This is a genomic window from Herbidospora mongoliensis (assembly GCF_001570545.1).
GTDB classification, from domain to species: Bacteria; Actinomycetota; Actinomycetes; order Streptosporangiales; family Streptosporangiaceae; genus Herbidospora; species Herbidospora mongoliensis.
In genome coordinates this window covers 278,392-300,378 of record NZ_BBXD01000014.1, presented here as the reverse complement: position 1 = coordinate 300,378, position 21,987 = coordinate 278,392, and the positions used below count along the sequence as shown (strand labels likewise).

20 protein-coding genes are annotated in these 21,987 nt (G+C 68.7%); 15 read left to right on the top strand and 5 right to left on the bottom strand.

The genetic code is table 11. From position 1 onward, the window contains the following. Positions 1-16 precede the first annotated feature (16 nt). Together AW272_RS20345 and AW272_RS20340 are read left to right on the top strand one after the other, a co-directional pair. A complete protein-coding gene (locus tag AW272_RS20345; RefSeq protein ID WP_066367444.1) occupies positions 17-505 on the top strand; it encodes a MarR family winged helix-turn-helix transcriptional regulator in 489 nt (162 codons plus the stop codon). Then, a complete protein-coding gene (locus AW272_RS20340) occupies positions 502-843 on the top strand; it encodes a YciI family protein (RefSeq protein WP_066367443.1) in 342 nt (113 codons plus the stop codon). The genes AW272_RS20345 and AW272_RS20340 overlap by 4 nt, the downstream gene beginning before the upstream one ends. A gap of 30 nt (positions 844-873) precedes the next feature. Here AW272_RS20340 and AW272_RS44195 read toward each other — a convergent pair whose 3' ends face one another. Further along, entirely contained in the window at positions 874-1,227 is a 354-nt protein-coding gene (locus AW272_RS44195; protein ID WP_218010974.1) for a hypothetical protein, read from the bottom strand. Positions 1,228-1,453: 226 nt separating this feature from the next. On the opposite strand from AW272_RS44195, the gene AW272_RS20335 reads away from it, so the two are divergent. From AW272_RS20335 to AW272_RS20325, 3 genes are read left to right on the top strand one after another with little or no spacing between them, the layout of a single operon-like run. Next, a complete protein-coding gene (locus AW272_RS20335) occupies positions 1,454-2,353 on the top strand; it encodes a metal ABC transporter solute-binding protein, Zn/Mn family (protein WP_066367442.1) in 900 nt (299 codons plus the stop codon). Continuing rightward, positions 2,350-3,126 carry a metal ABC transporter ATP-binding protein gene (locus AW272_RS20330; protein ID WP_066367441.1) on the top strand — a complete coding sequence of 259 codons (777 nt, stop codon included), beginning with the start codon at positions 2,350-2,352 and terminating at the stop codon, positions 3,124-3,126. Before AW272_RS20335 ends, AW272_RS20330 begins: the two co-directional genes overlap by 4 nt. Beyond that, positions 3,123-3,962, top strand: a complete 840-nt coding sequence (locus AW272_RS20325; protein ID WP_066367439.1) for a metal ABC transporter permease — start codon at positions 3,123-3,125, stop codon at positions 3,960-3,962. Before AW272_RS20330 ends, AW272_RS20325 begins: the two co-directional genes overlap by 4 nt. Before the next feature lie 61 nt (positions 3,963-4,023). Here AW272_RS20325 and AW272_RS20320 read toward each other — a convergent pair whose 3' ends face one another. Further along, positions 4,024-5,397 (bottom strand): ricin-type beta-trefoil lectin domain protein, encoded by a 1,374-nt coding sequence (locus tag AW272_RS20320; RefSeq protein WP_066367437.1) that lies wholly within the window; start codon positions 5,395-5,397, stop codon positions 4,024-4,026. Positions 5,398-6,041: 644 nt separating this feature from the next. On the opposite strand from AW272_RS20320, the gene AW272_RS20315 reads away from it, so the two are divergent. The 9 genes from AW272_RS20315 to AW272_RS20275 all read left to right on the top strand — a co-directional run bounded on the left by AW272_RS20315 (position 6,042) and on the right by AW272_RS20275 (position 16,321). Then, positions 6,042-6,920 (top strand): helix-turn-helix domain-containing protein, encoded by an 879-nt coding sequence (locus tag AW272_RS20315; protein WP_066367434.1) that lies wholly within the window; start codon positions 6,042-6,044, stop codon positions 6,918-6,920. A gap of 59 nt (positions 6,921-6,979) precedes the next feature. Then, positions 6,980-7,408 (top strand): SRPBCC family protein, encoded by a 429-nt coding sequence (locus AW272_RS20310; protein WP_066367432.1) that lies wholly within the window; start codon positions 6,980-6,982, stop codon positions 7,406-7,408. Positions 7,409-7,453: 45 nt separating this feature from the next. Next, entirely contained in the window at positions 7,454-8,146 is a 693-nt protein-coding gene (locus AW272_RS20305) for a DUF2306 domain-containing protein (protein ID WP_066367431.1), read from the top strand. A gap of 185 nt (positions 8,147-8,331) precedes the next feature. Next, the gene (locus tag AW272_RS20300; protein ID WP_157518664.1) at positions 8,332-8,784 is read left to right on the top strand and encodes a hypothetical protein; all 453 of its coding nucleotides are present in this window, start codon (positions 8,332-8,334) and stop codon (positions 8,782-8,784) included. Between the two features lie 243 nt (positions 8,785-9,027). Continuing rightward, entirely contained in the window at positions 9,028-10,758 is a 1,731-nt protein-coding gene (locus tag AW272_RS20295) for a glycoside hydrolase family 6 protein (protein WP_066367903.1), read from the top strand. Between the two features lie 573 nt (positions 10,759-11,331). Further along, positions 11,332-12,168, top strand: a complete 837-nt coding sequence (locus tag AW272_RS20290) for a class I SAM-dependent methyltransferase (RefSeq protein WP_169807582.1) — start codon at positions 11,332-11,334, stop codon at positions 12,166-12,168. 292 nt (positions 12,169-12,460) lie between these two features. Then, entirely contained in the window at positions 12,461-13,042 is a 582-nt protein-coding gene (locus AW272_RS20285; protein WP_157518663.1) for a hypothetical protein, read from the top strand. A gap of 124 nt (positions 13,043-13,166) precedes the next feature. Then, entirely contained in the window at positions 13,167-14,669 is a 1,503-nt protein-coding gene (locus AW272_RS20280; protein ID WP_157518662.1) for a sensor histidine kinase, read from the top strand. Between the two features lie 674 nt (positions 14,670-15,343). Next, the gene (locus AW272_RS20275) at positions 15,344-16,321 is read left to right on the top strand and encodes a TerC/Alx family metal homeostasis membrane protein (RefSeq protein WP_066367420.1); all 978 of its coding nucleotides are present in this window, start codon (positions 15,344-15,346) and stop codon (positions 16,319-16,321) included. 41 nt (positions 16,322-16,362) lie between these two features. Here the strand turns inward: AW272_RS20275 and AW272_RS20270 are convergent, their stop codons facing one another. The 3 genes from AW272_RS20270 to AW272_RS20260 all read right to left on the bottom strand — a co-directional run bounded on the left by AW272_RS20270 (position 16,363) and on the right by AW272_RS20260 (position 21,179). Continuing rightward, the gene (locus AW272_RS20270) at positions 16,363-17,775 is read right to left on the bottom strand and encodes a family 43 glycosylhydrolase (RefSeq protein WP_083958492.1); all 1,413 of its coding nucleotides are present in this window, start codon (positions 17,773-17,775) and stop codon (positions 16,363-16,365) included. Positions 17,776-17,786: 11 nt separating this feature from the next. Beyond that, entirely contained in the window at positions 17,787-19,046 is a 1,260-nt protein-coding gene (locus AW272_RS20265) for an AbfB domain-containing protein (RefSeq protein ID WP_066367418.1), read from the bottom strand. A gap of 132 nt (positions 19,047-19,178) precedes the next feature. Beyond that, complete coding sequence (locus AW272_RS20260) at positions 19,179-21,179, bottom strand: SpoIIE family protein phosphatase (RefSeq protein ID WP_083958491.1); 2,001 nt, start codon at positions 21,177-21,179, stop codon at positions 19,179-19,181. Positions 21,180-21,363: 184 nt separating this feature from the next. Here AW272_RS20260 and AW272_RS20255 point away from each other — a divergent pair, with 184 nt between their 5' ends. After that, positions 21,364-21,981, top strand: coding sequence for a helix-turn-helix domain-containing protein (locus tag AW272_RS20255; RefSeq protein ID WP_157518661.1), 618 nt, complete (start codon positions 21,364-21,366; stop codon positions 21,979-21,981). The last annotated feature ends 6 nt before the right edge of the window (positions 21,982-21,987 follow it).

The window sequence follows — 21,987 nt, the reverse complement described above, 5'->3', positions numbered from 1 at the left end:
CTGGTAAAGTGCTCGCATGAAGGCGCCCCGGACGACATCGACGCTCATCTCCCAGGCGGAGCAGGACGGCTGGTTCGGGCTGATGTACGCCCAGGCCGCCATGCGGTCCCGGATCGAGGCCGTGCTGATGGAGCGCCACCGGCTGTCGTTCAGCGCCTTCGAGATCCTCTGCCGCCTGAAGGACTTCGAACCGCAGCCCGTCCGCGTCCTGGCGAGCCAGCTCGTCACCGTCAGCCCGACCCGGGCGTCCCGGCTGGTGCAGGACCTGATCGACGAGGGCTACCTGGTGCGCGGCGCCAACCAGGGTGACGGCCGGATCTCCCTGATCAGCCTCACCGAGGACGGACGTCGTTACATCCAGACCGTCGCGCGGACCTTCGAGGAGTCGGTCAAGACGTTCTTCGCCGACCCCCTCGACGCTGACGACATCGCCGCACTGACGCGCATCTGGCAGAAACTGGAGGCCGCGAAAATGTCACAAGCGGACGGCAGGATCGAGGGATGACGCACTTTCTCATCTCCTTCCCCAGCGCCGCCATGGTGATCTCGGAGGAAGATTTTCCTGACGTGGTACGCGACTCCCATGCGGTCATCCAGGAGGCCAAGGACGCCGGCGTGTACGTCTTCGGCGGCGGGATAGACGAGGACGTCGCCCCCGCCCTGGTGGCCGGAGACGGCACGGTGACGGACGGCACCCATCCGCAGTCCACGCGGTTGGACGGCGGATTCACCATCCTGGACCTGCCCTCCCGCGAGGCGGCGCTGGAGTGGGCTCAGAAGATCGCGACCTCCTGCCGCTGCTCGCAGGAGGTCCGGGCGTTCCAGTACGACCCACTCTCCTGACGCAGGCGGGCGGCGCGGACGCGGCATTCGCTACGAGGTGCGGTCGATGGCGGCACCGACCAGGTAGAAACAGCCGACGATCGGGACCGCGACGGCGGCCGCCGCACCGCCTCTCACACTGCGGGAAAACAGGCTGAAGCCCCGGATCGTGACGAAGCCCACCGCCGTCAGCGTGCACGCCATGCCGAACCCGAACGCGAGGACCAGGACGACAGCGTCGAGTGCCGCCAGCGGCGGACCTCGGTTTCGTCCAAGGTGAGCTGGGTCCGGGTGGTTGGCGGGTTCGTCGAGCAGGAGCAGACCGGGCTGCCGGACCAGCGCCCTGTCCAGTGCGCACGTTGCCGTACGCCGCCGGACAACTGCGCATACGGCCGGTGCGCGCACCTCGCACCGCTCCATCGCGTGCTCGATCAGGTCGCGCTCAGCGACGGTGAGCCACGAGACCAGCCGCTACCAGCAAGGACACCGCGCAGTAGACGGTCGTGAGCGCGAGTTCGTACACCCGCATGACGGCCCCTCCCAACTTGACAATGGTTTTCGTTTTCTCCATGGTTGTCCACGAAAGAACCAGGTTGAAATGAAAACCGTTATTGATCCAGGAAGGCCCGGCATGCATCCCCTGCGCTCTGCCGCCCTCTGCTCCCTCGTCCTGCTCGTCGCGGCATGCGGCGGCACCACGACTCCCGCCACCGCTTCGGAACCCATCACGGTCGTCGCGTCGACGAACGTGTACGGGGACATCGCCCGGCAGGTGGGCGGCGATCGGGTCGACGTGACCTCGATCATCTCCGACCCCGGGCAGGACCCCCACTCCTACGAGGCCAGCACCCGCAACCAGCTGACGCTCTCCAAGGCCAAGGTCGTCATCGAGAACGGCGGCGGCTACGACGACTTCGTCGACACCATGCTCAAGGCCGGCGGCAACACCTCCGCGCGGGTCATCAACGCGGTCACCGTCTCCGGGAAGACGGCACCCGCGGGCGGCGAGCTCAACGAGCACATCTGGTACGACCTCCCGTCCGTGGCCAAGATCGCCGACCAGATCTCCACGGCCCTGGCCACGGCCGACCCCGCCAACGCCGCCACGTTCACCGCCAACGCCGACGCGTTCAAGAACAAGCTGAAGCCGCTGGAGGACCGCACCGCCGCCCTCGCCGCCGAGGTGGGGGGAACCGCGGTGGCCATCACCGAACCCGTACCCCTCTACCTGCTGGACGCCGCCGGCCTGGAGAACCTGACGCCCGAGGAGTTCAGCGAGGCCATCGAAGAAGGCGACGACGTCTCCCCCGCCGTCCTGGCCGAGACGACCGCCCTGTTCACCGGGAAGAAGGTGGAAGCGCTGGTCTACAACGAGCAGACCAGCGGCCCGCAGACCGAGCAGCTCAAGAAGGCGGCGACCGACAACGACGTCGCGGTGGTCCCGGTCACCGAGACCCTGCCCGAAGGCAAGGACTACGTCGGCTGGATGACCTCCACCATCGACGCCCTCCAGGCCGCCCTCGTCCCGTGACCGACGCGACGATCAGCCTGCGCGGCGCCGGGCTCGCGTTCGGCGACCGGGTGCTGTGGCAGAACCTGGACCTGGAGCTGGGACGGGGCGAGTTCGTCGCCGTCCTCGGCCCCAACGGCTCGGGGAAGACCAGCTTCCTACGCGTCCTGCTCGGGCAACAACGGTTGAGCACCGGCACCCTGCTGATCGAGGGACGGCCGCTCGGCTACATCCCGCAACATCGGGCGGTCGCCCCGCAGACGCCCCTGCGTGGCCGCGACCTGATCCGGCTCGGGCTGGACGGCCACCGCTGGGGCCTGCCCTTCGGCACGCGCCGGATCCGGCGGCGGGTCGACGAACTGCTGGAGGCCGTGGGCGCGGCGAGCTACGCCGACCGCCCCCTGGCTCTGCTCTCGGGCGGCGAGCTGCAACGGCTGCGGGTCGCCCAGGCACTGGCCGCCGATCCGGCGGTCCTGCTGTGCGACGAGCCGCTGCTGTCCCTGGACCTGCACCATCAGAAGGTGGTCGCCGAACTCGTGGACGAACGGCGGCGCGCCCACGACACCACGGTGGTGTTCGTGACCCACGAGATCAATCCCGTCCTGGAGATGGTGGACCGCGTCCTCTATCTCGCCCAGGGGCGATTCCGCCTCGGCTCCCCCGCCGAGGTCATGACCTCGGCGAGCCTGTCCGACCTGTACGGCAGCCCGCTGGAGGTCGCCCGGATCAACGGCAGGCTCGTGGTCGTCGGAGCGCCGGGCGCGTACGACCACGGCGGAGAGACCACGGTATGACCGGCGACGTCTGGCAGCAGATCTTCACCTTCGACGACTACGGCGAACTGCTGGCCCTGGTCCACAACTCCCTGATCGCGGGCGCCGTGCTGGGCCTGGTCGGCGGCGTCATCGGCACCTTCGTCATGATGCGCGACCTCGCCTTCGCGGTGCACGGAGTCGCGGAACTGTCGTTCGCGGGCGCGTCCGCGGCGCTGCTGCTCGGCGTGAACGTCGCGGCGGGTTCGCTCGCGGGGTCGATCGTCGCCGCCCTGATCATCGGGGCGCTGGGTGTACGGGCCAAGGACCGCAACTCCGTCATCGGCATCCTCATGCCCTTCGGCCTCGGCCTGGGCGTGCTGTTCCTGGCCCTGTACAAAGGCCGCGCGGCCAACAAGTTCGGCCTGCTGACCGGCCAGATCGTGGCCGTCGACACGGTACAGATGAGCTGGCTCGTCGGCACGTCCGTCGTGGTGCTCGTCGCGCTCGCCGTGATCTGGCGGCCTCTGGTCTTCGCCAGCCTGGACCCCGACGTCGCCGCCGCGAGAGGCGTCCCCGTCGGGATCCTCTCGCCCGTCTTCATGGTGCTGCTCGGCCTGACGGTGGCCGTCTCCATCCAGGTCGTCGGCGCGCTCCTGGTTCTCGCGCTCCTGGTCACCCCCGCCGCGGCGGCGATGCGGATCACCGCCTCGCCGCTGCGGGTGACGCTGCTCAGCGTCGCGTTCGCGGTGACCTCGGTCGTCGGCGGCATCCTGCTCGCCCTGGGCAGCAGCGTGCCCATCAGCCCGTACGTCACGACCATCTCCTTCACCCTCTACCTGGCCTGCCGGGCCGTCGGCGGGGTGCGGGCCAGATGACGCGCGTCGGGCCCAGGCGAGGTTCGCCTGGACCCGACGTCTGCCATCGGCTAGCGGGTGGTCATGCCCGGGTCCATCTCTGGGCGGCCTGGCCGTTGCACGAGGCGACGGTCACGGTGGCACTGTTGCCGGTGCCGGTGGCGTTGAGGCAGAGGTTGTTGGCGCCGCTGGTCACGGTGCCATTGGAGTTGAAGGTCCACTGCTGGTTGCTGTTGGTGTGGCAGTCCCACAGCTGCACGCGGGTGCCGTTGCCGGCGTTCGTGGGGGCGTCCAGGCACTTGCCGAGGGTCTGGAGTCTGCCGGAGCCGTAGCTGAAGATCTGGTTGGGGTTGCTGTGGCAGTCGTAGATCTGCAGCAGGGTGCCGTTGGCGCTGGCGCTGTTGGGAGAGTCGACGCAGCGTCCGGCGGCCTCGTTACGCAGGCGGAAGCTGGTCGAGGGCGTCGGCGTCGGGGTGGGCGACGGGGTGACGCTGGGGCTGGCGCTCGGGCTGGGCGACGGGCTGGTCGGCGTGGAGGTGCTCTGGAACTGGGAGATGAACTTCCACACCTCCCCCTTGGTCCAGGTCTGGGCGCCGTTCTCGGTGTAGGTCCCGTCCACCGGGGCGGGCGTGTGACCGTTGTCGTACGCGGCCCAGACGACCGGGTAACCGGACTGGCAGCCCGAGTAGGCGGTGACGACGTGCCCGCGGCTGCCCGAGGAGGGCTCCGGCGGGTTCTGGGAGGTACAGCCGTTGTTGCGGACGAACCTGTCCCGCATCGTCCGTCCCTGCGAGATGTTGAGGACGCTGTCGGTGATGCCGTGCAGTCCCATGTAGGCGATGGGCTGGTTGCCGCCGCTGCATCCGCTGAGCTGCCCGCCGGCGAACACCGCGACCGCGCGGAAGACCGTCGCGCGGCTGCACGCCAGGGAGTAGCTCATGGCGCCGCCGTAGCTGAAGCCCATGGCGAAACGCAGCGAGGTGTCGACGCAGAGATCCGCCTCCACCCGCGCCATGATGTCGTCCATGAGGGTGACGTCTTCGCCGTTGGAGTTGGCCCAGCCGTTGTTGAGGCCCTGCGGCGCGATGAAGATCGCGGTGTTGTTCGACAGCTGCCGCTGTCCGTAGTAGGACCAGGACGACCCGCTGCTTCCACCGGAGTCGACGTCGTTCATGGTGCCGTTCAGCCAGTGGATGCCGAAGATCAGACGGTAGGGATTGTTGTTGTTGTAGTTCGCGGGAATTCGCAGAATGAAACTGCGATTCTTTCCGCTGGACTGAATGGTGTGGGTTCCGCTGCTCAGCGTCGGGCTCTTCCCGCATCCCGTGGTCGCCGCGAGCGCGGCGGCGGACGCCGAGGCTCCTGTGCTGCCGCTGCTCATCGCCGCGTGCCCCGTCACCAGGACGACAGCCGCCGCGAGCGCCACGGCCCCGAAGACAGACCTATGCTTCAACATGTGCGATTCCCTTTGGCTGTGGGGACCGGGCCGACGATAAAGGCATGTGCTGCGTTCCTCTCCATCAGCGGCATCGAATGCCGGGGCTGCGAAAACGAAATGGGTTTATGGGTGTGCCGATTGCGCGCTGTATGCGGTGTAACGCAAGGGAGCACATACGACCCGATTGCGAATGTCAAGCAACTTGATACGCAGCCCCGAGTGCCGGGCCCGCCGGGCGCGTCCCTGCGCGCGCTGGCCAGGGAAAGTTCACACCCGCTCCTCGTACGCCGGATGAAACTTTCGTGGCGAAGAGGCCGATCGCATGCTGGCTTCAGGGCGGCGCTCAGCGAAAATGATCATGAAATGCCGCTGTCACGCACAGCTTGCCCGGCCTAGAAATTTCGGTAAGCTCCCGATAGTTTCGGTAGGAATCGGCCGACCCTGGGTCGTAGGTCGAGGACAGCCAGGCTTAGAGCTGAGCCGAAAATCGGTGGCTGATACGGCTCATCAGGTAGCGAATCAGGCCTGCGGCGAAATGATCGTCGGACTTTCCACCGAAGCACAGTTGAGCGGTGATCTCGATTTGACGTCGAAGACGGTAAATTGCGCTCGCGCCTGCCGCCGGGCGGTCCGGGTATTTGGCCGCCGACTAGACTCCTGGTGTGTTCGATTCGCCTGACTTCGATACATCGTCTTATGCCGATTTCGACACGGCGGCGTATGTGCGACACACGTACAACAGCTGGGAAAACGCCGGTTGGCGGTCGCTGCTGGTACAGAGTTTCGACCACGCGTCCGAAGCCGAGCATCTTCCGTTACCCGCGGTGTCCGACCTGCATATCGTGCTGTGCGTAGCGGGAAACGCGGACGTCCGGCTGTACGCCGGCGGCAGGCCCGTTGAGCGGCGGTGGGCGCCGGGTCACATAGAACTCATGCTTCCCGGGCGCGCCACCTCCTTCACCTATCGGGCGACGTCCCGGTTGCGGACCGTCCAGGTGCACATTCCCTCATCGGCCGTCCGGGGGGCCGCAGGGGCGCTGGGTGGTCGTGAGCCCGACTTCGAGAGCCTGTCGGCCGCCCTCGGGGCGGGAGATCCGGTCGTCGAGCAGATTCTTCGTGCGCTGCCGGGCACCGGCGGAGCGAGCGACCTGTACGCGGAGTCCGCTGCGGCGTTTCTCTCGACGCACGTGCTGACTCTCGGCAGGGGCGTGCGCCTGGCCGGTCCCGAGCATGCCGCCGTCCGGGCGGGCGTCGCCATCATGCGAGATCGCCTGGCGGAATCTCTGACACTGGCCACGATCGCCGCCGAAGTCCATCTGAGCGTCTACCACTTCGTCCGCGTTTTCCGGCAGGCCACCGGCGAGACACCACACCGGTACCTCACCCGGCTACGGATCGAACAGGCGCGACGGCTGCTGTCCACCACCTCCCTCAGCATCGAGCAGATCGCCCCGCGCTGCGGGTTCGCCACTCCGGGCGCGTTGTCGACGGCCTTCCTGCGCCATACGGGTGTACGCCCCTCGGCATACCGCAACAACTGATCGATCGACCGCAATCGTGCGCATGTCCAGCCACGTCGGCGGCTTCTACGTTGAGGTGCATGCCGTACTCCTATGGCGTGACCGCACGCTCGCAGGCCGCACCTGACGCCGTCTTCTCGGCGCTCACCCACGCGGCCACCTGGCCCCGGTGGTCGCCGATCGACTCCGCCGACATCGAGAACGGCGACCCCGAGGACCGGCAACAGGTCGGCGACACCAGGATCTTCCGCAGCGGCCGCAGCGTCTCCCGGGAACGGATCGTCGAACTGATCGACGACCGGCGGTTCGTCTACGACAACGTGAGCGGGCCCTTCCGCTCGTACCGCGCGACCATCGACCTCACTCCGGCGCCCGGCGGAGGCACACACATCACGTGGTCCGCCACGTTCGACCCCAAGATGCCGCTCTCGGGTGGTTTCTGGCGCTGGTACCTGACCCGCTTCATGCAACGCATGGCTGACGGTCTCGCCGCATACGCCCATGGGTGACCAGCAGCCGTTCCTCGACCACCCGAGACAACGAAGGAACACACGATGCCCACGACGAGAGCACCCTCCATCCGCAGCCGGAAGTGGTGGGCGCTGTGGGGGCTGATGGCACTGTCCGCCGTCGGCTTCGCCGTCGGGTCGGTACCGCCGTACCTGACCGGAGACGCGGCCGACGCCCCGTTGCCGCTCAACCCGGACGTGGCGCTGCACTACCTGTCCCTGATGGTGCACGCCGTCCCGGGCGGCCTCGCCCTGGCCCTCGGACCGCTGCAGTTCGTCAGCCGCCTCCGCGTCCGCCGGCCCAAGCTGCACCGCGTCGTCGGCCGGACATACATGATCTCCGTCGTGATCGCGTCCATCGCGGCCGCGGTCAACGCCGCCGTCACGATCAGCGGCTTCGCGGTCCAGGTCGCGTTCTACATCCTCGTGATCGCGTGGCTGTACACCCTGACCATGGCCTACCGGAACATCCGCCGGGGCGAGGTGCAACTGCACCGGATCTGGATGATCCGCAACTACACGCTGACGTTCGCCGCGGTCACCCTGCGCGTCTACCTGCTCCTCGGCCTGCAACTGTCCCCCTCCCTGGGGTTCGAGGCGATCTACACCTCCGCCGTATGGGCGTCCATCCTGGGCAACGTCCTCATCGCCGAATACTTCATCGTCCAGCGCATGCTGACCCCCTTGGCCCGTCGTCAGCAGCGCCGCGACGCGCCGCAGGTCTCCACGCCGGCATGACAGCGGTGAAGGCCCTACACGCTTCCCTCGTGGCGCGTGTAGGGCTTGTACGTTGGATAGATGCGCAGAGTCAAGATCGGCTGAGACGGGGGATCGCAGTGATCAATCGTCTGTCGCGTGCCGTGGTCGCATTTCTCCTGGTGTCACCGGCCCTTGGGGCGTGCTCCACGCCGGCGGTGGACCCTGTGCTGAAGGATCCGGCGCAGTGGCCGCTGGCCAAGCTGAAGGGACTGACGGACCACGCGGAACTGCCTGATGAGGCGGAGCGGGCGCTGGCGCAGATCAGAGTGGGTTCTTACGACTTGATCGCGTGGATCCACTCGTCCGGCCTGTGCGGGCTGTCCAGCTCAGACTGGAGCATGCACGTCGACATGACCGAGTCCGAGGGGGAGCCGAGTCGGGATGAGGGGTTCTCCGGGCCGACGGAACCGGCGGTGGGTAGTTCCAGCGAGAGCAAGGTCAGCCTGTTCTGCACCCCCACCAGGATGTTGATCAGGGTCGAGGGGGAGACCTCAAGGCCCTTCATCTCCGGCGAAGCGGTCGCGCAACTCGTCGACGGCGGGCTCAACGCCGTTGTCGGCTCGCAGGAAGCTCGGGAGGAGTCACTTCCGGGCGCGAACGTGACACCGGGTGGTTAGCGGATCATCCACAGTCCGGTGACCTCGCGTCATCAGGTCGGCGCCAGAGTGCGGTTCAACTACGCGCTGGACGATGCGGCAGAAGGCCTGTGGCTGTCGCGGGTGAGACACCGTCGGGGTTCAGGGTGAAAGGTTCAGGGGTGACCTGGGGGTTCGTCGGGCCAGATTGCCGGGGGCGGGCCTCCCGGGGTGACGATCGGGGGTCGGTCTTCGCGTCCGGGGGGTGCCATGAGGCTCCTGCGCATGCTTGTCGGGGTCGTGCTCGTGTTCGTCGCTCTGCCTGGGGTGGCTTGGGCCGCTCCGGGATGTGTGGTGACGTACGGGACGAATGCGTGGCCAGGCGGATTCACCGCGGCGGTCACCATCAAGAACACCGGAGATCGGGTCGACGGCTGGACGCTGCGGTTCGACTTCACCGCCGGACAGACGATCACCCATGGCTGGTCGGCGCGGTGGAGCCAGTCCGGGGCCCGGGTTCAGGCCGCGAACGAGCCACACAACCGGGTGCTCGCGCCGGGCGCGACGGTGACCATCGGCTTCAACGGCCGCCGGACCGGCGGCAACCCCCCTCCCGACCGCTTCACCCTGAACGGCACCACCTGCGGCGGCCCGCCCTCGCCCAGCCCCTCCCCCACACCGAGCCCGTCGCCATCGCCATCGCCATCGCCATCGCCATCGCCATCGCCATCGCCATCGCCATCGCCATCGCCATCGCCATCGCCATCGCCTGGGAGGGTCGACAATCCCTATCTCGGGGCGCGCGGCTATCTGAATCCCGACTACGTCGCGCAGGTCGATGCCGCCGCCACCGCCACGGGTGGTGAGGTCGGGACCGCGATGCGGAAGGTCGCGTTCCAGCCGACCGCACTGTGGCTGGACTCCATGGCGGCGATCGGGTCCGTCAGGGGTGGCCTGGGGTTGCGGCAGCACCTGGATCGGGCCCTCGTCCAGGCGCTGTCGCAGGGGAACATGGATCCCGTCGTCGTGACGCTCGTGGTGAGTGACCTTCCGGGCAAGGACTGCACGTCGATAGCCTCCACGGCGGAGTTCCCCATGACGGCCGACGGGGTGGCGGCGTACAAGAACCAGTTCCTGGACCCCATCGCGGCGATCCTGGACGACCCCCGCTACGCCCCGCTCAGGATCGTCACCCTCGTCGAGCCGGAGACGCTGGGCAGCATGGTCTCCTGGCCCCAGGAGCCCCCGTGCGTAGAAGCGCGCACGTCAGGGGTGTATGTCCAGGGCATCAGGCAGGCCATCGCGACTCTCGGAGCGGTCCCGAACGTCTACGTCTACCTTGACGCGGCCCGGTCCTCGGTCACCGGCTGGACCGAGGTCTCCGGGCCCTTGATCGACCTGTTCGGGGAGGTCGTCGAAGGAACGCCAGGAGTGCACGGCTTCGTCACCAACGTCGCCAACTACGTCCCGGTGGAGGAGATCTTCCTCCCGGACACCACCAAGCTGGTCGCCGGCGCGCCGCTGTACTGGACCCGGTGGGTCGACTGGAACCCCCACATCGACGAGGACGACTACACCCGCTTCCTGCGCGCCGCCCTCATCGAGGCGGGCTTCCCTTCGGACATCGGCACGCTGATCGACACCTCGCGCAACGGCTGGGGCGGGTCCGCCAGGCCGGCCGCCGTCAGCGCCTCCTTCGACGTCAACACCTACGTCGACCAGTCGAGGCTGGACCGGCGCATCAACCGCTACAACTGGTGCAACCAGCTCAACGCGGGCATCGGCGAACGTCCGGCCGCCGCCCCGAGACCCGGGGTGGACGCCTACATCTGGGCCCGGCCGCCGGGCGAGTCGGACGGCGCGAGCGATGGCCCCAACCGCTGGTGCGACCCCAATTACACCCCTCCGAGCGGAGGGTGGCGGCCATCTGGAGCGACACCGGGTGCGCCGGGCTACGGGATCTTCTGGCCGTCCTATTTCCGGGATCTCGTCCGGAACGCGTATCCGCCGCTCTGACCAGCGGAGAGAAGCCGACTCCCCTACCTACTGCGGGCTGCCTTCCGCCCCGTCAAAGGAGCCACAGGGGACGAATGAGAGCTCCAGGGGGCGGTGCTCGATCGTCCATGTTCGTTCTAGAGGACGCGCTGTCGGCAGATTCGGCTCCCTTGTCGTTGAGGGTGTTGGGTGTTGGTCGAGGAGAGATGCAAAAAACCGGGCGCCTTTACAAAGTAGATTTATAAGCGAGAGTCCTGGGAACACCGTCCCCGCACGGATCTCTGTAGGGGTGCGCCAGCGCGGATCTGCTGGGGTGCGCGCTCAGCGGGCATCTCTCCATGCCGGTGTGGAGACGTCATGACCCCGATCCCCTGCGGCTGCCCGCGCGGTTGGTCGCCTGCGCTCCCCCGACGCCATGATCGTTGGGCTGGTGTCGGCGGTGCCGCTGTCCTGGCAGTGGAACCGGCCGCGCGAACTCATCCCTGTCCAACGGCGGTCCGAATCGAGTGCCCGCCGCTGAACAGGTCAACGTCGCAGGCGGTTACCCCCGCGATGCCGGATCACAGAGCTGGAGGCCGGGCTACGGTTGGGGGCGTGGCGCAGATCTGGAATGACGACGACGGTGAGCGCTGGGCCGCTGACGCCGATCGGCGTGACCGTGTGCTGGCCCCGGTCGGGGAGGCGCTGCTCACGGCGGCCGGGCTGCGGCCGGGAGAACAGGTGCTGGACGTCGGCTGCGGCTGTGGGGCCACCACCCTTCTGGCCGCCGGCCAGGTCTCCCCCGGTGGGACGGCCACCGGCCTGGACGTCTCGGCGCCCATGCTGCGGGTGGCCAGCGCCCGTCAGGAGTCCGGCGGACCGGCCAACGGGCGTTTCGTCCACGCCGACGCGCAGACCCATCCAATGCCGGGGCTGTTCGACGTGGTGATCAGCCGGTTCGGCACCATGTTCTTCACCGATCCCGTCCGTGCCTTCACCGCGATGGGAAGCGCCCTGCGCCCCGGCGGGCGGATGGTGCTGGCGACCTGGCAGCCTCCGGAAGTCAACGCCTGGCTCACCGTCCCCGGCGAGGCGATCATGCGTCACGCCACCGCCCCCGTCGACCTGCGCGGGCGCAGCATGTTCACCCAATCCGACCCCGCCGCCGTCGAGGCGCTGCTGACCCGGGCCGGGTTCGTCCACGTCCGTCTGGAGGACGTGCGGGTGCCGCTCCACGTCGGGGCCGACGTGGCGGAGGCGGTCGAATACCTGGCCGGCACCGGACCCGGCCGGGCCCAGCTGGCCGCCGTGGCCGACGCCGACAGGGACGCCGCGCTCGCTGACATGCGGACCGCACTCACGGGGCACGCGGGGCCGGGCGGTGTGCGCTTGGAGGCCGCGGTCTGGATCGTCACCGCGTTCTCGGACGCGCCACGCACCGCAGCGAGGTAGGCGCGGGTTCGGCGCACCGGCCTCGCCACGCACCGCGGCCAGGTAAGCGCGGGATCGACGGACCGGCCTCGCCACGCACCGCGGCCAGGTAGGCGCGGGATCCGCGGACCGGCCTCGCCCCGGCCGAGCAGCTTGATCGTCGACCGATCCGTCTCTCTTGGCAGGTCGCCCGCCCAGGGTGCGCCACTGTCTCCCGACGACGGTGGGCGGAACCCTTTCGCCGACCGCACGATCCGGTTCCAAGTCGATCTCGGCGCTTGGTTTCCGGGGTCTGCCGGTTTCCCTTTGAGGTGTGCGGCATACATGGATCGCCCAGCCCCTGACCGTGCTGGCCCTGGTCGTGCTCGCCGTCAACGACCACGTGCTCAAAGAGGCCTTTCCCGGGTTTGTCACGGGCAAGCTCAGCGACGTGGCCGGGCTCGTCGTCCTGCCTGCGCTGCTCGATCTGGTGCTGCTCATGTTCACCCTCGACCCGGCGCTCATCTTCGGCACCCTCGTCCTGGGCGCGGGCGTGGCGATGGGCCAGGCCCTCTCGGGCGGCCTGCTCATCGGCGGCCTGGTCCAGGTGGTGTTCGTCGTGCCGGGGGTCGCGATCGTGATCTACGGCCTGGTCGGGGCCCGGCCTCCCTTGTCGTCTCTGGCGGGGTGCGTGGCTGGCCTGGGGAGCCGTCGTGGCGCCTTTCGCGGCCTGGAGCCGGGGATGGCTCGGCTTCTCCGCCGACGCCGAGAAGCTCGCGGTGGCCGACTTCGTGGTGGTGACCGTCGCCGGGGCGGTGGCCGGGTATCGCGCCGGGCTCGCGCCTCGGCGGTCGCACGATCCGGTTCCAGAGTGACCTGGCTGAACATGATCAATCAAAGGTCGCCATCGTCATGATCTCGACCATCGGTCCTGACCTAATCGTCCAGACTGCTGGAACTTTGCACGCGGGTGGGAAGTTTTAGCCGGTCACCGAGGTTCCTTGACCGTAGTGAAGGGGTTAGGTCAAGGGGGATGTTCAATGGGCAGGCAACCGCCCTCGTTCCGGGCGCGAAGGACCTTCGCCACCGGCGTTCTCATGGTGCTGATGTGCCTGGGGCTGAGTTTCCTCTTCCTCATGTACGTGGGAGGTAAGGAAAGCGACAACGCGCTGCAGAAGGGCCTGTCGGCCTGGAACACCGTCGAATCGCTGATCCAGCGGGGGCAGCTGCCCTCGGTGTTGCCGCAGGCCGACGACGAGGCGGTCCAGGTCCTGAACGCCCACGGCACAGTGGTCGCGGCGAGCAGCCAACTGGCCGGCGAACCGCCCCTGGCCACCTTCCGCCCCACCGCCGACAAACTGAGCACCACCCAGATCCTGTGCCACCCCGCGGGGATGGAGGGGTGCAGGACCGTCACGTCGATCAACGTCTACCAGCCTGATGGCATCTGGTCGGTGTACGTGGCGACTCCCACGGTCCCCTGGTACGGCAACTCCACCGCGGTGCTGCTGGCGATCGGCACGTCCCTGCTGGTCATCACGGCGGTCACCGCCTGGGTGTTCCGGGACATCTCCAAGGCCGTGGAGCCGGTCGTCGCGATTCGGCGGCAGCTGGCCGACATCACCGCCGCCCAGCTCGAACGCAGGGTTCCGGTACCCGGCACCTACGACACCTACGACGAGGTGAAGGTCCTGGCCGAGACGGTGAACGGCACGCTGGACCGGCTGGAGGGCGCCTACGAACGGCTACGGCGCTTCACCTCCGACGCCTCCCACGACCTGCGCAGCCCGATCACCGCCATGCGGCTCCAATTGGACGACGCGCTGGCGTTCCCCCAGGACGCCGACTGGCCGACGGTGGCCGCCACGGTGCTGAAGGGGGTGGACCGGCTCCAGGCGATCGTGACCGACCTGCTGGCCCTCGCCCGGCTGGACGCGGGCGCGCCCCTCAGCGGCGAGCCGACCGACCTGGGCGTTCTGGCCGGGGCCGAGCTGGACCAGCGCCCCCATCGCGCGAAGATCGTCAGGCGTCTCCAGCAGGGCGTGTGCGTCGACTGTGACCGGCTGCGCATCTCCCGGGTCCTGGTCAACCTGCTCGACAACGCCGAGCGGCACGCCACGTCCCAGATCACCGTCACCGTACGCGCCGAGAACGGAATCGCCGTCCTGGAGGTCCTGGACGACGGCGCGGGCCTCGCCGCCGAGGACCGCGAACGGGTCTTCGAGCGGTTCACCCGCCTGGACGCGGCACGCGACCGGGACGCCGGAGGGACCGGGCTCGGACTGGCCATCGCCAGAGAGATCGCCCAGGCGCACGAAGGCACCCTGACCGTCGAGGACAGCGACCGGGGCGCGCGGTTCGTGCTCCGTCTCCCCCAGTGCGGGAACACCGTCCCGGCCACGCGAGAGGTGTTCCACCAGACCGTCACGGGGCCTGCCGGAAGCCCGAGCCCCGGCCGCTGGCTGGGCCGGGTGACCGCGATCGTCACGCGCGACCGCCGGCCGGTGACCACCGGAGGATCGAACAGAACCGAGGCCTGGTGACGGTGTGACCGACCGGCTTCAGGTGCTGTCGTCCCCTCGCCCCCCGTTCAAACCGCGCGACGAGACCCCCGCACCCAGCGCCACGCCGTCGGAGCGCGGGTTTCGGCCGGGTAGGCGCACCCGGTCAGCCGCGCGCTCGATACCACGGCCGGGACCTCGTCCCGGCCCTCCAGAGGGAGGCAGGGAACGGACGGTTCGATGGCTGACGGTGGCGTGAGATCGCGGCGGTGTCGGCCAGAGGGCGGCATTGGTGATGATCGCGCAGATGATCACCAAGACGCCCAGAAGGATCTCAAGAAACACGGTGTCCGACATGAGGATCCCCTCCTCGGCCTCGCTGTGGCCCAGCGGCTGTGAGGACGAAGGTCTTCCCGCACCCCTCCGGTCGTCTCCGGCGGGGCCACCCCGCCGGGCCTCCTGGTGACGAAGCCGTGCTGACGATCGGGGTGTCGGACGGCGGGTACTCCCCTCCGTGCTCTTTTCACTATCCGTCCAAGGCAGAGACCTGGTCAAATGCCTGGAGTGACAGCGAGGGCGAGCCTAGCCTGAAGTGACGGGGGGAGTACTTCCCAAGAGCTGATCCGGTCAGGACGGACGTACCGAACGTTCCCGGGCGGCCGCCCGCACGGCGGGTGAAGGAGACCTCGAACAGCCGAGACGTTCGAGGAGGGTCCATGGCCGATCTTGAGACGATCGGTTCGCCGGCTCTGTGGACGATCACCGTCGCCGCACTGGCGGTGCTGCTGACCGTGGACTTCATCCTGACCCGTCGCCCGCACCACGTGAGGATGCGCGAGGCCGTGGGCTGGTCGGTCTTCTACCTGGTGCTGCCGTTGATCTTCGGTGGCTATGTGTGGGTGGTCTTCGGGTCGGGTGTGGCCGTGGAGTTCTACACCGGCTACATGGTGGAGAAGTCGCTGTCGGTGGACAACCTGTTCGTGTTCATGCTGCTGCTGTCGTCCTTCGCGGTGCCCGACGCACTGGCCCAGCGGGTGCTGCTGTTCGGCATCATCGGGGCGCTGGCGCTGCGCGCGGTCTTCATCGCGCTCGGGGCGGCCGTCCTGCAGAGCGGCACGTGGGCGTTCCTGCTGTTCGGCGCGATCCTGATCGTCGCGGCCGGGAAGATCGTCAAGGAGGCGAGGGGCGGGCACGCGCGCGAGGTCGACATCTCGTCCATGCGCACCGTCCGGCTGCTGCGGCGTCTGATGCCGGTCACCGACGACTACCGGGGCACCCACCTGGTCGTCCGTGAGGGCGGCCGCCGTGCCCTGACCCCGCTGGCGCTGGCCGTGGTGGCCGTCTTCGCCACCGACATCGTCTTCGCCGTCGACTCGGTGCCCGCGGTGTACGGGGTGACCCAGGATCCGTTCCTCGTCTTCGCCACCAACGCCTTCGCCCTGCTGGGCCTGCGCGCGCTCTACTTCGTGCTCCTGGACGTGCTGATGAGGCTGCGGCACCTCAATCACGGCCTCGGCCTCATCCTGGCGTTCATCGGGGCCAAACTCGTCCTGCACTGGGCCCATGGCGTCTGGGCGTGGGTGCCGGAGATCCCCACCCCGCTCTCGCTGGGGGTCATCGTGGCGATCCTGGTCATCGTGACGATCACCAGCGTGGTCGCCGACCGCCGCACTCCCCTGCCCGCCGGACACTGACATGCCAGGTCCGGGCCGGGAGTCCGGACCTGGCGTTCACGCTATTCCAGGGTGAACGTGGCGCTGCCGTGGAAGGCGGTGGTGCCGTCGTTCTGCTCGACCCAGATCAGGCCGGATCGGTGGCGCAGGTAGTAGCCGGGGAAGTTGACCGACTCGTACGAGACTCCGCTGCCGGTCAGGCCGGTGCGGCGGTGGAAGGTGGCGTCGGAGCGGAACAGGGCCGTGTTGTCGTTGCGTTCGACCCAGGCCTCGTGGTTGCGGTGCCGGAGGTAGTAGCCGGGGAAGTTGGTCGACTCCAGGGACACCGTGCCCGACCCGGTCAGGCCGGTGACCTGCCGGAACTGGCTGTCGGCCAGAGGGGTGACGTTGGCTTCGAGCCGGGCGCGGTACTCCCAGTGACGTATGGCGAGATTTCCGGACATGATCCGCACCGGGGTGGCACCGTCGGGTACGGGGATGCCGAAGTCGGGCGTGCCGTCGGAGCGCCAGTAGATCTTCTGGACGCGGGTGCGCCGGTTCGGGTCGTTGAGCGGGTCGCCGGAGATGTTCTGGTACGACCGGTCGTGGTAGACGAGCAGGTCGCTCTGGCCGTCCTCCGAGACGGTGAAGGAGTTGTGGCCGGGGCCATACTGGCTGGTCGCGGCGTTGGAGACGAAGACCGGGTTGGCGCTCTTGGTCCACGAAGCGGCGTTGAGCGGATCGGCCGACGCCGAGGCGGTCAGCAGGCCGAGGCAGTAGTTGGCGTCGGTGGCACTGGCCGAGTAGGTCATGAACAACCGCCCGTTGCGCTGGATCACCGACGGCCCCTCGGCCACCTTGTAGCCCCTGGTCTCCCAGGCCAGGGTGGGGATCGTCAGGCGGGTGGTGGCCCCGGTGATCTGCCAGGGGTTGCTGCCCATGCGGGCGATGTACAGGTTGGAGTTGGTCGAGATGCCCGGTTCCGACTGCGCCCAGATCAGGTAGCGGGTGCCGTTGTTCACGAAGGTCGAGGCGTCCAGCGAGAAGGTGTCCCAGGGGGTGGAAATGCGCCCGCGCTCGGTCCACGTGCCGGTCAGGGGGTTGGCCGCGGTGCTCTCCAGGACGTACATGCGGATGCGCCACACGTCGTCGGCGCGGCCGGCGGCGAAGTAGACGTACCAGCGGCCGTTGATGAAGTGGATCTCGGGCGCCCAGATGTGCGCGCCCATCTCGCCCGAGCTGTGCTTGCGCCAGATCACCGTCTCGGCGGCGGTGGCCAGGCCCTGGATGGTGGTCGCGCGGCGCAGGACGATGCGGTCGTATTCGGGCACCGTGGCGGTGAAGTAGTAGTAGCCGTCGGTGTGCCGGAAGATGTGCGGGTCGGCGCGCTGCGCCGCGATGGGGTTGGTGTACTGCACGGACGGGCTGGCCTGCGCGGGCAGTGGTGTCAGCAGAAGCAGCGTCGCCACGGCGACGATGAGGCGTAACAGGCGCATCGTGGGTCCTCTCAGGCCAGCGGGGTGGTCACGGTGAAGGCCGTGCCGGTCGCGTCGAGGCGCAGGCTGCCGTTGAGGAACTTCCCGGGCAGGTTGTACGACTCCAGCAGCGACCCACGCGCGCAGAAGGTGGCGTCGCCTCGGAAGATCGCGGAGTTGTCGTTGCGCTGCAGGACGAGCTGCATGTTGTAGTGGCGCAGGTAGTAGCCGGGGAAGTTGATCGCCTGGAACGAGTAGCACCCGGAGTGGGCCAGCCCCGCACCAACTGTGAAGGTCGCGTCCTGACGCGCCAGCAGCGGGCTGGAGGTGGTCACGTTCTCCAGGTAGGCCTGGTAGTCGCGGTGCCGTACGTACAGGGACCCGGCCCGCAGGGACCGGTTGCCGGTCGGCAGCGCGGTCGTGTCACCGGAGTCCTCCCGGAGCACGGTGAAGTGGCGGGCCGTGCCGGAGAGCCCGGACAGCTCGGTCCTGGCGGAGAAGCTCGTCAGGTTGGAGCTGTCGGTGTAGTAGTAACGGCCCCCCGAATAGTTGTCGAAGTAGAGCCGCCACCGATTGTCCGGAAGCCGGACGAGCGCGGGCCCTTCGAGCCCGGAACCCCAGCCGGCCCAGTTCCCGGTGCCGACGAACGTCCACGGCCCGTTGAGGCTGGTCGCGGTGGCGTGCTCGATGTACTTGGTCGTCTCGTTCTTCAGGAAGTTGTGGTAGATCCCGCCGTCCTTGACCAGGAAACTGTCGATGTAGTTGGCCGGAATGCCGAGCGGTGTCACCGCCGACCACGTCGAGAGCGCCGAGTTGGTGGCCGTGATCCGGTAGGGCCTGAACTGCCCCGCCGTCCCGGTCGTGGACGCCGAGAAGATCACGTGCACGCTGCCGTCGGAGTCGCGGAACCACTCGGGCGCCCACGTGCTGCCGGTCGAGCCGTTGAGACCGACGGTGATGTTGCGCTGGAACGTCCAGGTCACGGCGTCCGCGCTGCGGGCGAACCCGATCGTGTTGCCGGTCCAGCCGGTCGTGTAGACGAGGTGGTAGTAGCCGTCGCTGTGCTTGATGACGCTCGGGTCGCGGATCAGGCCGGACGGGGGCGTGTAGGCGTTGGCCCTGATCAGGTTGTAGTTGGTGGCGTTGCCGGAGTCGTAGACGTACATGTTGGACTCGCTGGCGTTGGTGAACGCCGTCATGAGGTAGTGCGGGGCCGGGCCCGCGGCGTTGGCGGGGGTGGGGTGGAGGAGGGCGGCGATGAGGAGGAGGGGGAGCAGCACTCTTCTGAGCATGCGGAAGTTCCTTCTGTTATCGCTAACATCGGACCCCATGGCAACCCGGGCCCGCCACTCTGTCAACAGCCGCCCGCATCGGCGCAGGACTCCTGCCCGCGACCCTGAAATTTTCGCGCGGGACCGGCCCGCTCAGTCCCGGATGCGGGCCATGAGCAGGGCGATGTCGTCCTCGGCGGGGGCGTCGCCCACCATGGAGTCGATCACGGTCGTGCACAGGCACTCAAGCGTCGCCGACCGCGGCGCCGCGCGAGTGAGGGCGGCGCCGAGCCTGGCCATGCCCGCGTCGAGGTCGGCCTGCCGCGTCTCGATCAGGCCGTCGGTGTAGAGGGCCAGGAGGGTTCCCGGCGACAGGTGCAGGTCGTGCGATCGGAAGGTGCCCAGCCCCACGCCGATCGGCGTGCCGGGGGGCAGCGGCGGGAACGTCACGTCGCCGCGCGGGGAGACGATCGCGGGCGGCGGATGCCCGGCGGTGGCCATGGTGCAGTGGCCCGTCCGAGGGTCGTAGACCGCATACAGGCAGGTGGCGCCCATGGTGTCGAGGCCGAGGGTGTCCTCGGCCATCAGGTGGTCGAGGTGGGTGAGCACCTCGTCCGGGGCCAGGTCCAGGTAGGCCAGGGCGCGGACGGCGGTGCGCAGCCGGCCCATGGTGGCCGCGGCGTTGACGCCGTGCCCGGTCACGTCGCCGACGACCAGGGCGATGCGGGGGCCGGGCAGGTGGATGACGTCGTACCAGTCGCCTCCCACCCCCTCGCGCGTGTCGGAGGGCAGGTAGCGCGAGGCCACCTCGACAGTGTCGCTGCCGCTCAGGTCGTGCGGCAGCAGGTCGCGCTGGAGCACGAGCGCGGTCAGCCGCTCGCGGGTGTACTGGCGCGCGTTGTCCAGGCTCAGCGCGGCCCGCGTGGCCAGTTCCTCGGCCACCAGCAGGTCGTCCTTGCTGAACGCCGTCGGATTGGCGGTGCGCACGAACACCGCGACGCCGAGTACGTCGCCACGCGCCTCCAGCGGAACGACGATCAGCGAGTGCATGCCGGTGTCGTGGATCATCCGCGCCCGGTCGGGGTCCAGCTCCAGCCAGGTGCCGGGCGAGGTGTCCAGCACGGGTTCGAAGTGCGATCGGCGCGAGCGCAGGACCTCGATGAACGGGGATCCCGGTGGTACGAACACGGTCTCCCCGCGCTCCCACAGCGACTCGGGCGCCCCGTCGTGCACCGAGGCGACGCCGGCCCGCCGGAACACGGGGCCGCCGGCCTCCGTCGCGGGCGGCGGCCGCCGCGGTGCGGTGCCGGGCAGCATCGCCTCCGGCAGGTCGACGGTCACGTAGTCGGCGAGGACCGGGATGGCCAGCTCGGCCAGCTCCTGGGCGGTGTCCATGACGTCCAGGGTGCTGCCGAGCCGGACGCCGGCCTCGCGCAGCAGGTCGAGGTGGTCGCGCGCCTTGCTGTTGCTGAAATCCAGGGCCACCGAGCACACCCCCAGCGTCCGGCCGTCCACGCCCGTCAGGGGCAACAGCGAGATGGACAGCACCCGTTCCTCGGTCCCGTGGGACCAGTGGGCCTCACGGTCGATCATGGGCCGGCCGTCGGCGAGCACCTCGAGCATCGCCTCCCGCGCCGCATCGTTGTCGATCCCCGGGATGACCTCGGTCAGATAGCGGCCGATCCGGTAGTAGGGGTAGCCGTCACGGAGCCGCTCGGCCGCCTCGTTGAACCAGACGCAGCGCAGGTTCCTGTCCCAGATGCCCATGGCGACGGGGAAGCTGCTGATGAGCGACTCCAGCAGGGCGCCGGTGTCGGTGGCCAGGTCGATGCTGACCGGGATCGCCGACACCAGCCACGACTCCCCCCGCCCTTCGGCGTCGTCGCCCAGAGTGAGCAGGGCGGAATCGACGCGGACGATCACGGCCTCACCGTCCTGCCGCCGCATCTCCATCATTCCCGTACGTGGCACGAGCACGTCGGGTCGCGCGTCGTCGGGCGGGAGGACGGTGGCGATGGAGCGGCCGAAGATGCCGGCGGCGGGATATCCGGTGAGCTCCTCCGCGGCCCGGCTCCAGCCGATCACCGAGCCGTCGCCGTCGACGACAGCGACCGCCGGGGTCGCGCCGCCAAGGAGGCTGTCAGCCGCTTTCATGCATTTCCCCGTCTTCGGTGGGGGACGAGTTCGCTGCCAGAAATGTCAGAATATCTGCGCCTACCTGCGGTTATGTAAAACTTGACCAAGCCTTGTGACGCTCTATGGGGTCCTGCGGCGAGGGACGCGTTCCCCGATGTTCGATACCATCGAACAAATCCGCCGGGAGTGATGGGGAGATCAGGTGGCCAGGAGTGACCGGCGTACCGACGACGGCGACAGTCAGCAGGTGCTGGTCGGGGCCCGGGTGCGGCAGTTCCGCACCGAGCGGGGGCTCACCCTGCGCGGCCTGTCCGCCCAGTCGGGGCTGTCGATCGGGTTCCTGTCCCAGGTCGAGCGGGGTGTCTCCTCCATCGGGCTGACCGCGCTCAACAGCCTGGCCAAGGCGCTCGACCGGCCGGTGCCGGAGTTCTTCAACGCCGACGAGCCGGAGCCGCCCGCCGAGCCCGCCGCCGCCGCGCCCTCGCACTTCACGCTCACCCGCCGCGACGACGGCGCGACGCAGTACGTCTCGGGCCAGACCACCTACCGCATGCTCTCCGACCGGGGTCCTGACCTGGTGCTGGAGCCGATGCTGGTGCACATCGCGCCGGGCGGGCGGCGCGAGGAGTCCTACGGCCACCGGGGTGAGGAGTTCGCCTATGTCGTGCACGGCGAACTGCTCTACGAGGTCGACGGCGTGGAGCACCGGCTGCTGCCGGGCGACAGCGTGCACCTGCGGTCGAACGTGCCGCACCGGCTGTTCAACGACACCGGTGAAGTGACCACGGTGGTGTCGGTAGTCACTCCCCGGCTGTTCTGACGAGGG

Bases quoted from the DNA above. Each gene is read 5' to 3' on its own strand.
- AW272_RS20345 (WP_066367444.1), top strand. From the start codon at position 17: ATGAAGGCGCCCCGGACGACATCGACGCTCATCTCCCAGGCGGAGCAG.
- AW272_RS20340 (WP_066367443.1), top strand. From the start codon at position 502: ATGACGCACTTTCTCATCTCCTTCCCCAGCGCCGCCATGGTGATCTCG.
- AW272_RS20335 (WP_066367442.1), top strand. From the start codon at position 1,454: ATGCATCCCCTGCGCTCTGCCGCCCTCTGCTCCCTCGTCCTGCTCGTC.
- AW272_RS20325 (WP_066367439.1), top strand. From the start codon at position 3,123: ATGACCGGCGACGTCTGGCAGCAGATCTTCACCTTCGACGACTACGGC.
- AW272_RS20320 (WP_066367437.1), bottom strand. From the start codon at position 5,397: ATGTTGAAGCATAGGTCTGTCTTCGGGGCCGTGGCGCTCGCGGCGGCT.
- AW272_RS20310 (WP_066367432.1), top strand. From the start codon at position 6,980: ATGCCGTACTCCTATGGCGTGACCGCACGCTCGCAGGCCGCACCTGAC.
- AW272_RS20305 (WP_066367431.1), top strand. From the start codon at position 7,454: ATGCCCACGACGAGAGCACCCTCCATCCGCAGCCGGAAGTGGTGGGCG.
- AW272_RS20295 (WP_066367903.1), top strand. From the start codon at position 9,028: ATGCTTGTCGGGGTCGTGCTCGTGTTCGTCGCTCTGCCTGGGGTGGCT.
- AW272_RS20280 (WP_157518662.1), top strand. From the start codon at position 13,167: ATGGGCAGGCAACCGCCCTCGTTCCGGGCGCGAAGGACCTTCGCCACC.
- AW272_RS20275 (WP_066367420.1), top strand. From the start codon at position 15,344: ATGGCCGATCTTGAGACGATCGGTTCGCCGGCTCTGTGGACGATCACC.
- AW272_RS20270 (WP_083958492.1), bottom strand. From the start codon at position 17,775: ATGCGCCTGTTACGCCTCATCGTCGCCGTGGCGACGCTGCTTCTGCTG.
- AW272_RS20265 (WP_066367418.1), bottom strand. From the start codon at position 19,046: ATGCTCAGAAGAGTGCTGCTCCCCCTCCTCCTCATCGCCGCCCTCCTC.
- AW272_RS20260 (WP_083958491.1), bottom strand. From the start codon at position 21,179: ATGAAAGCGGCTGACAGCCTCCTTGGCGGCGCGACCCCGGCGGTCGCT.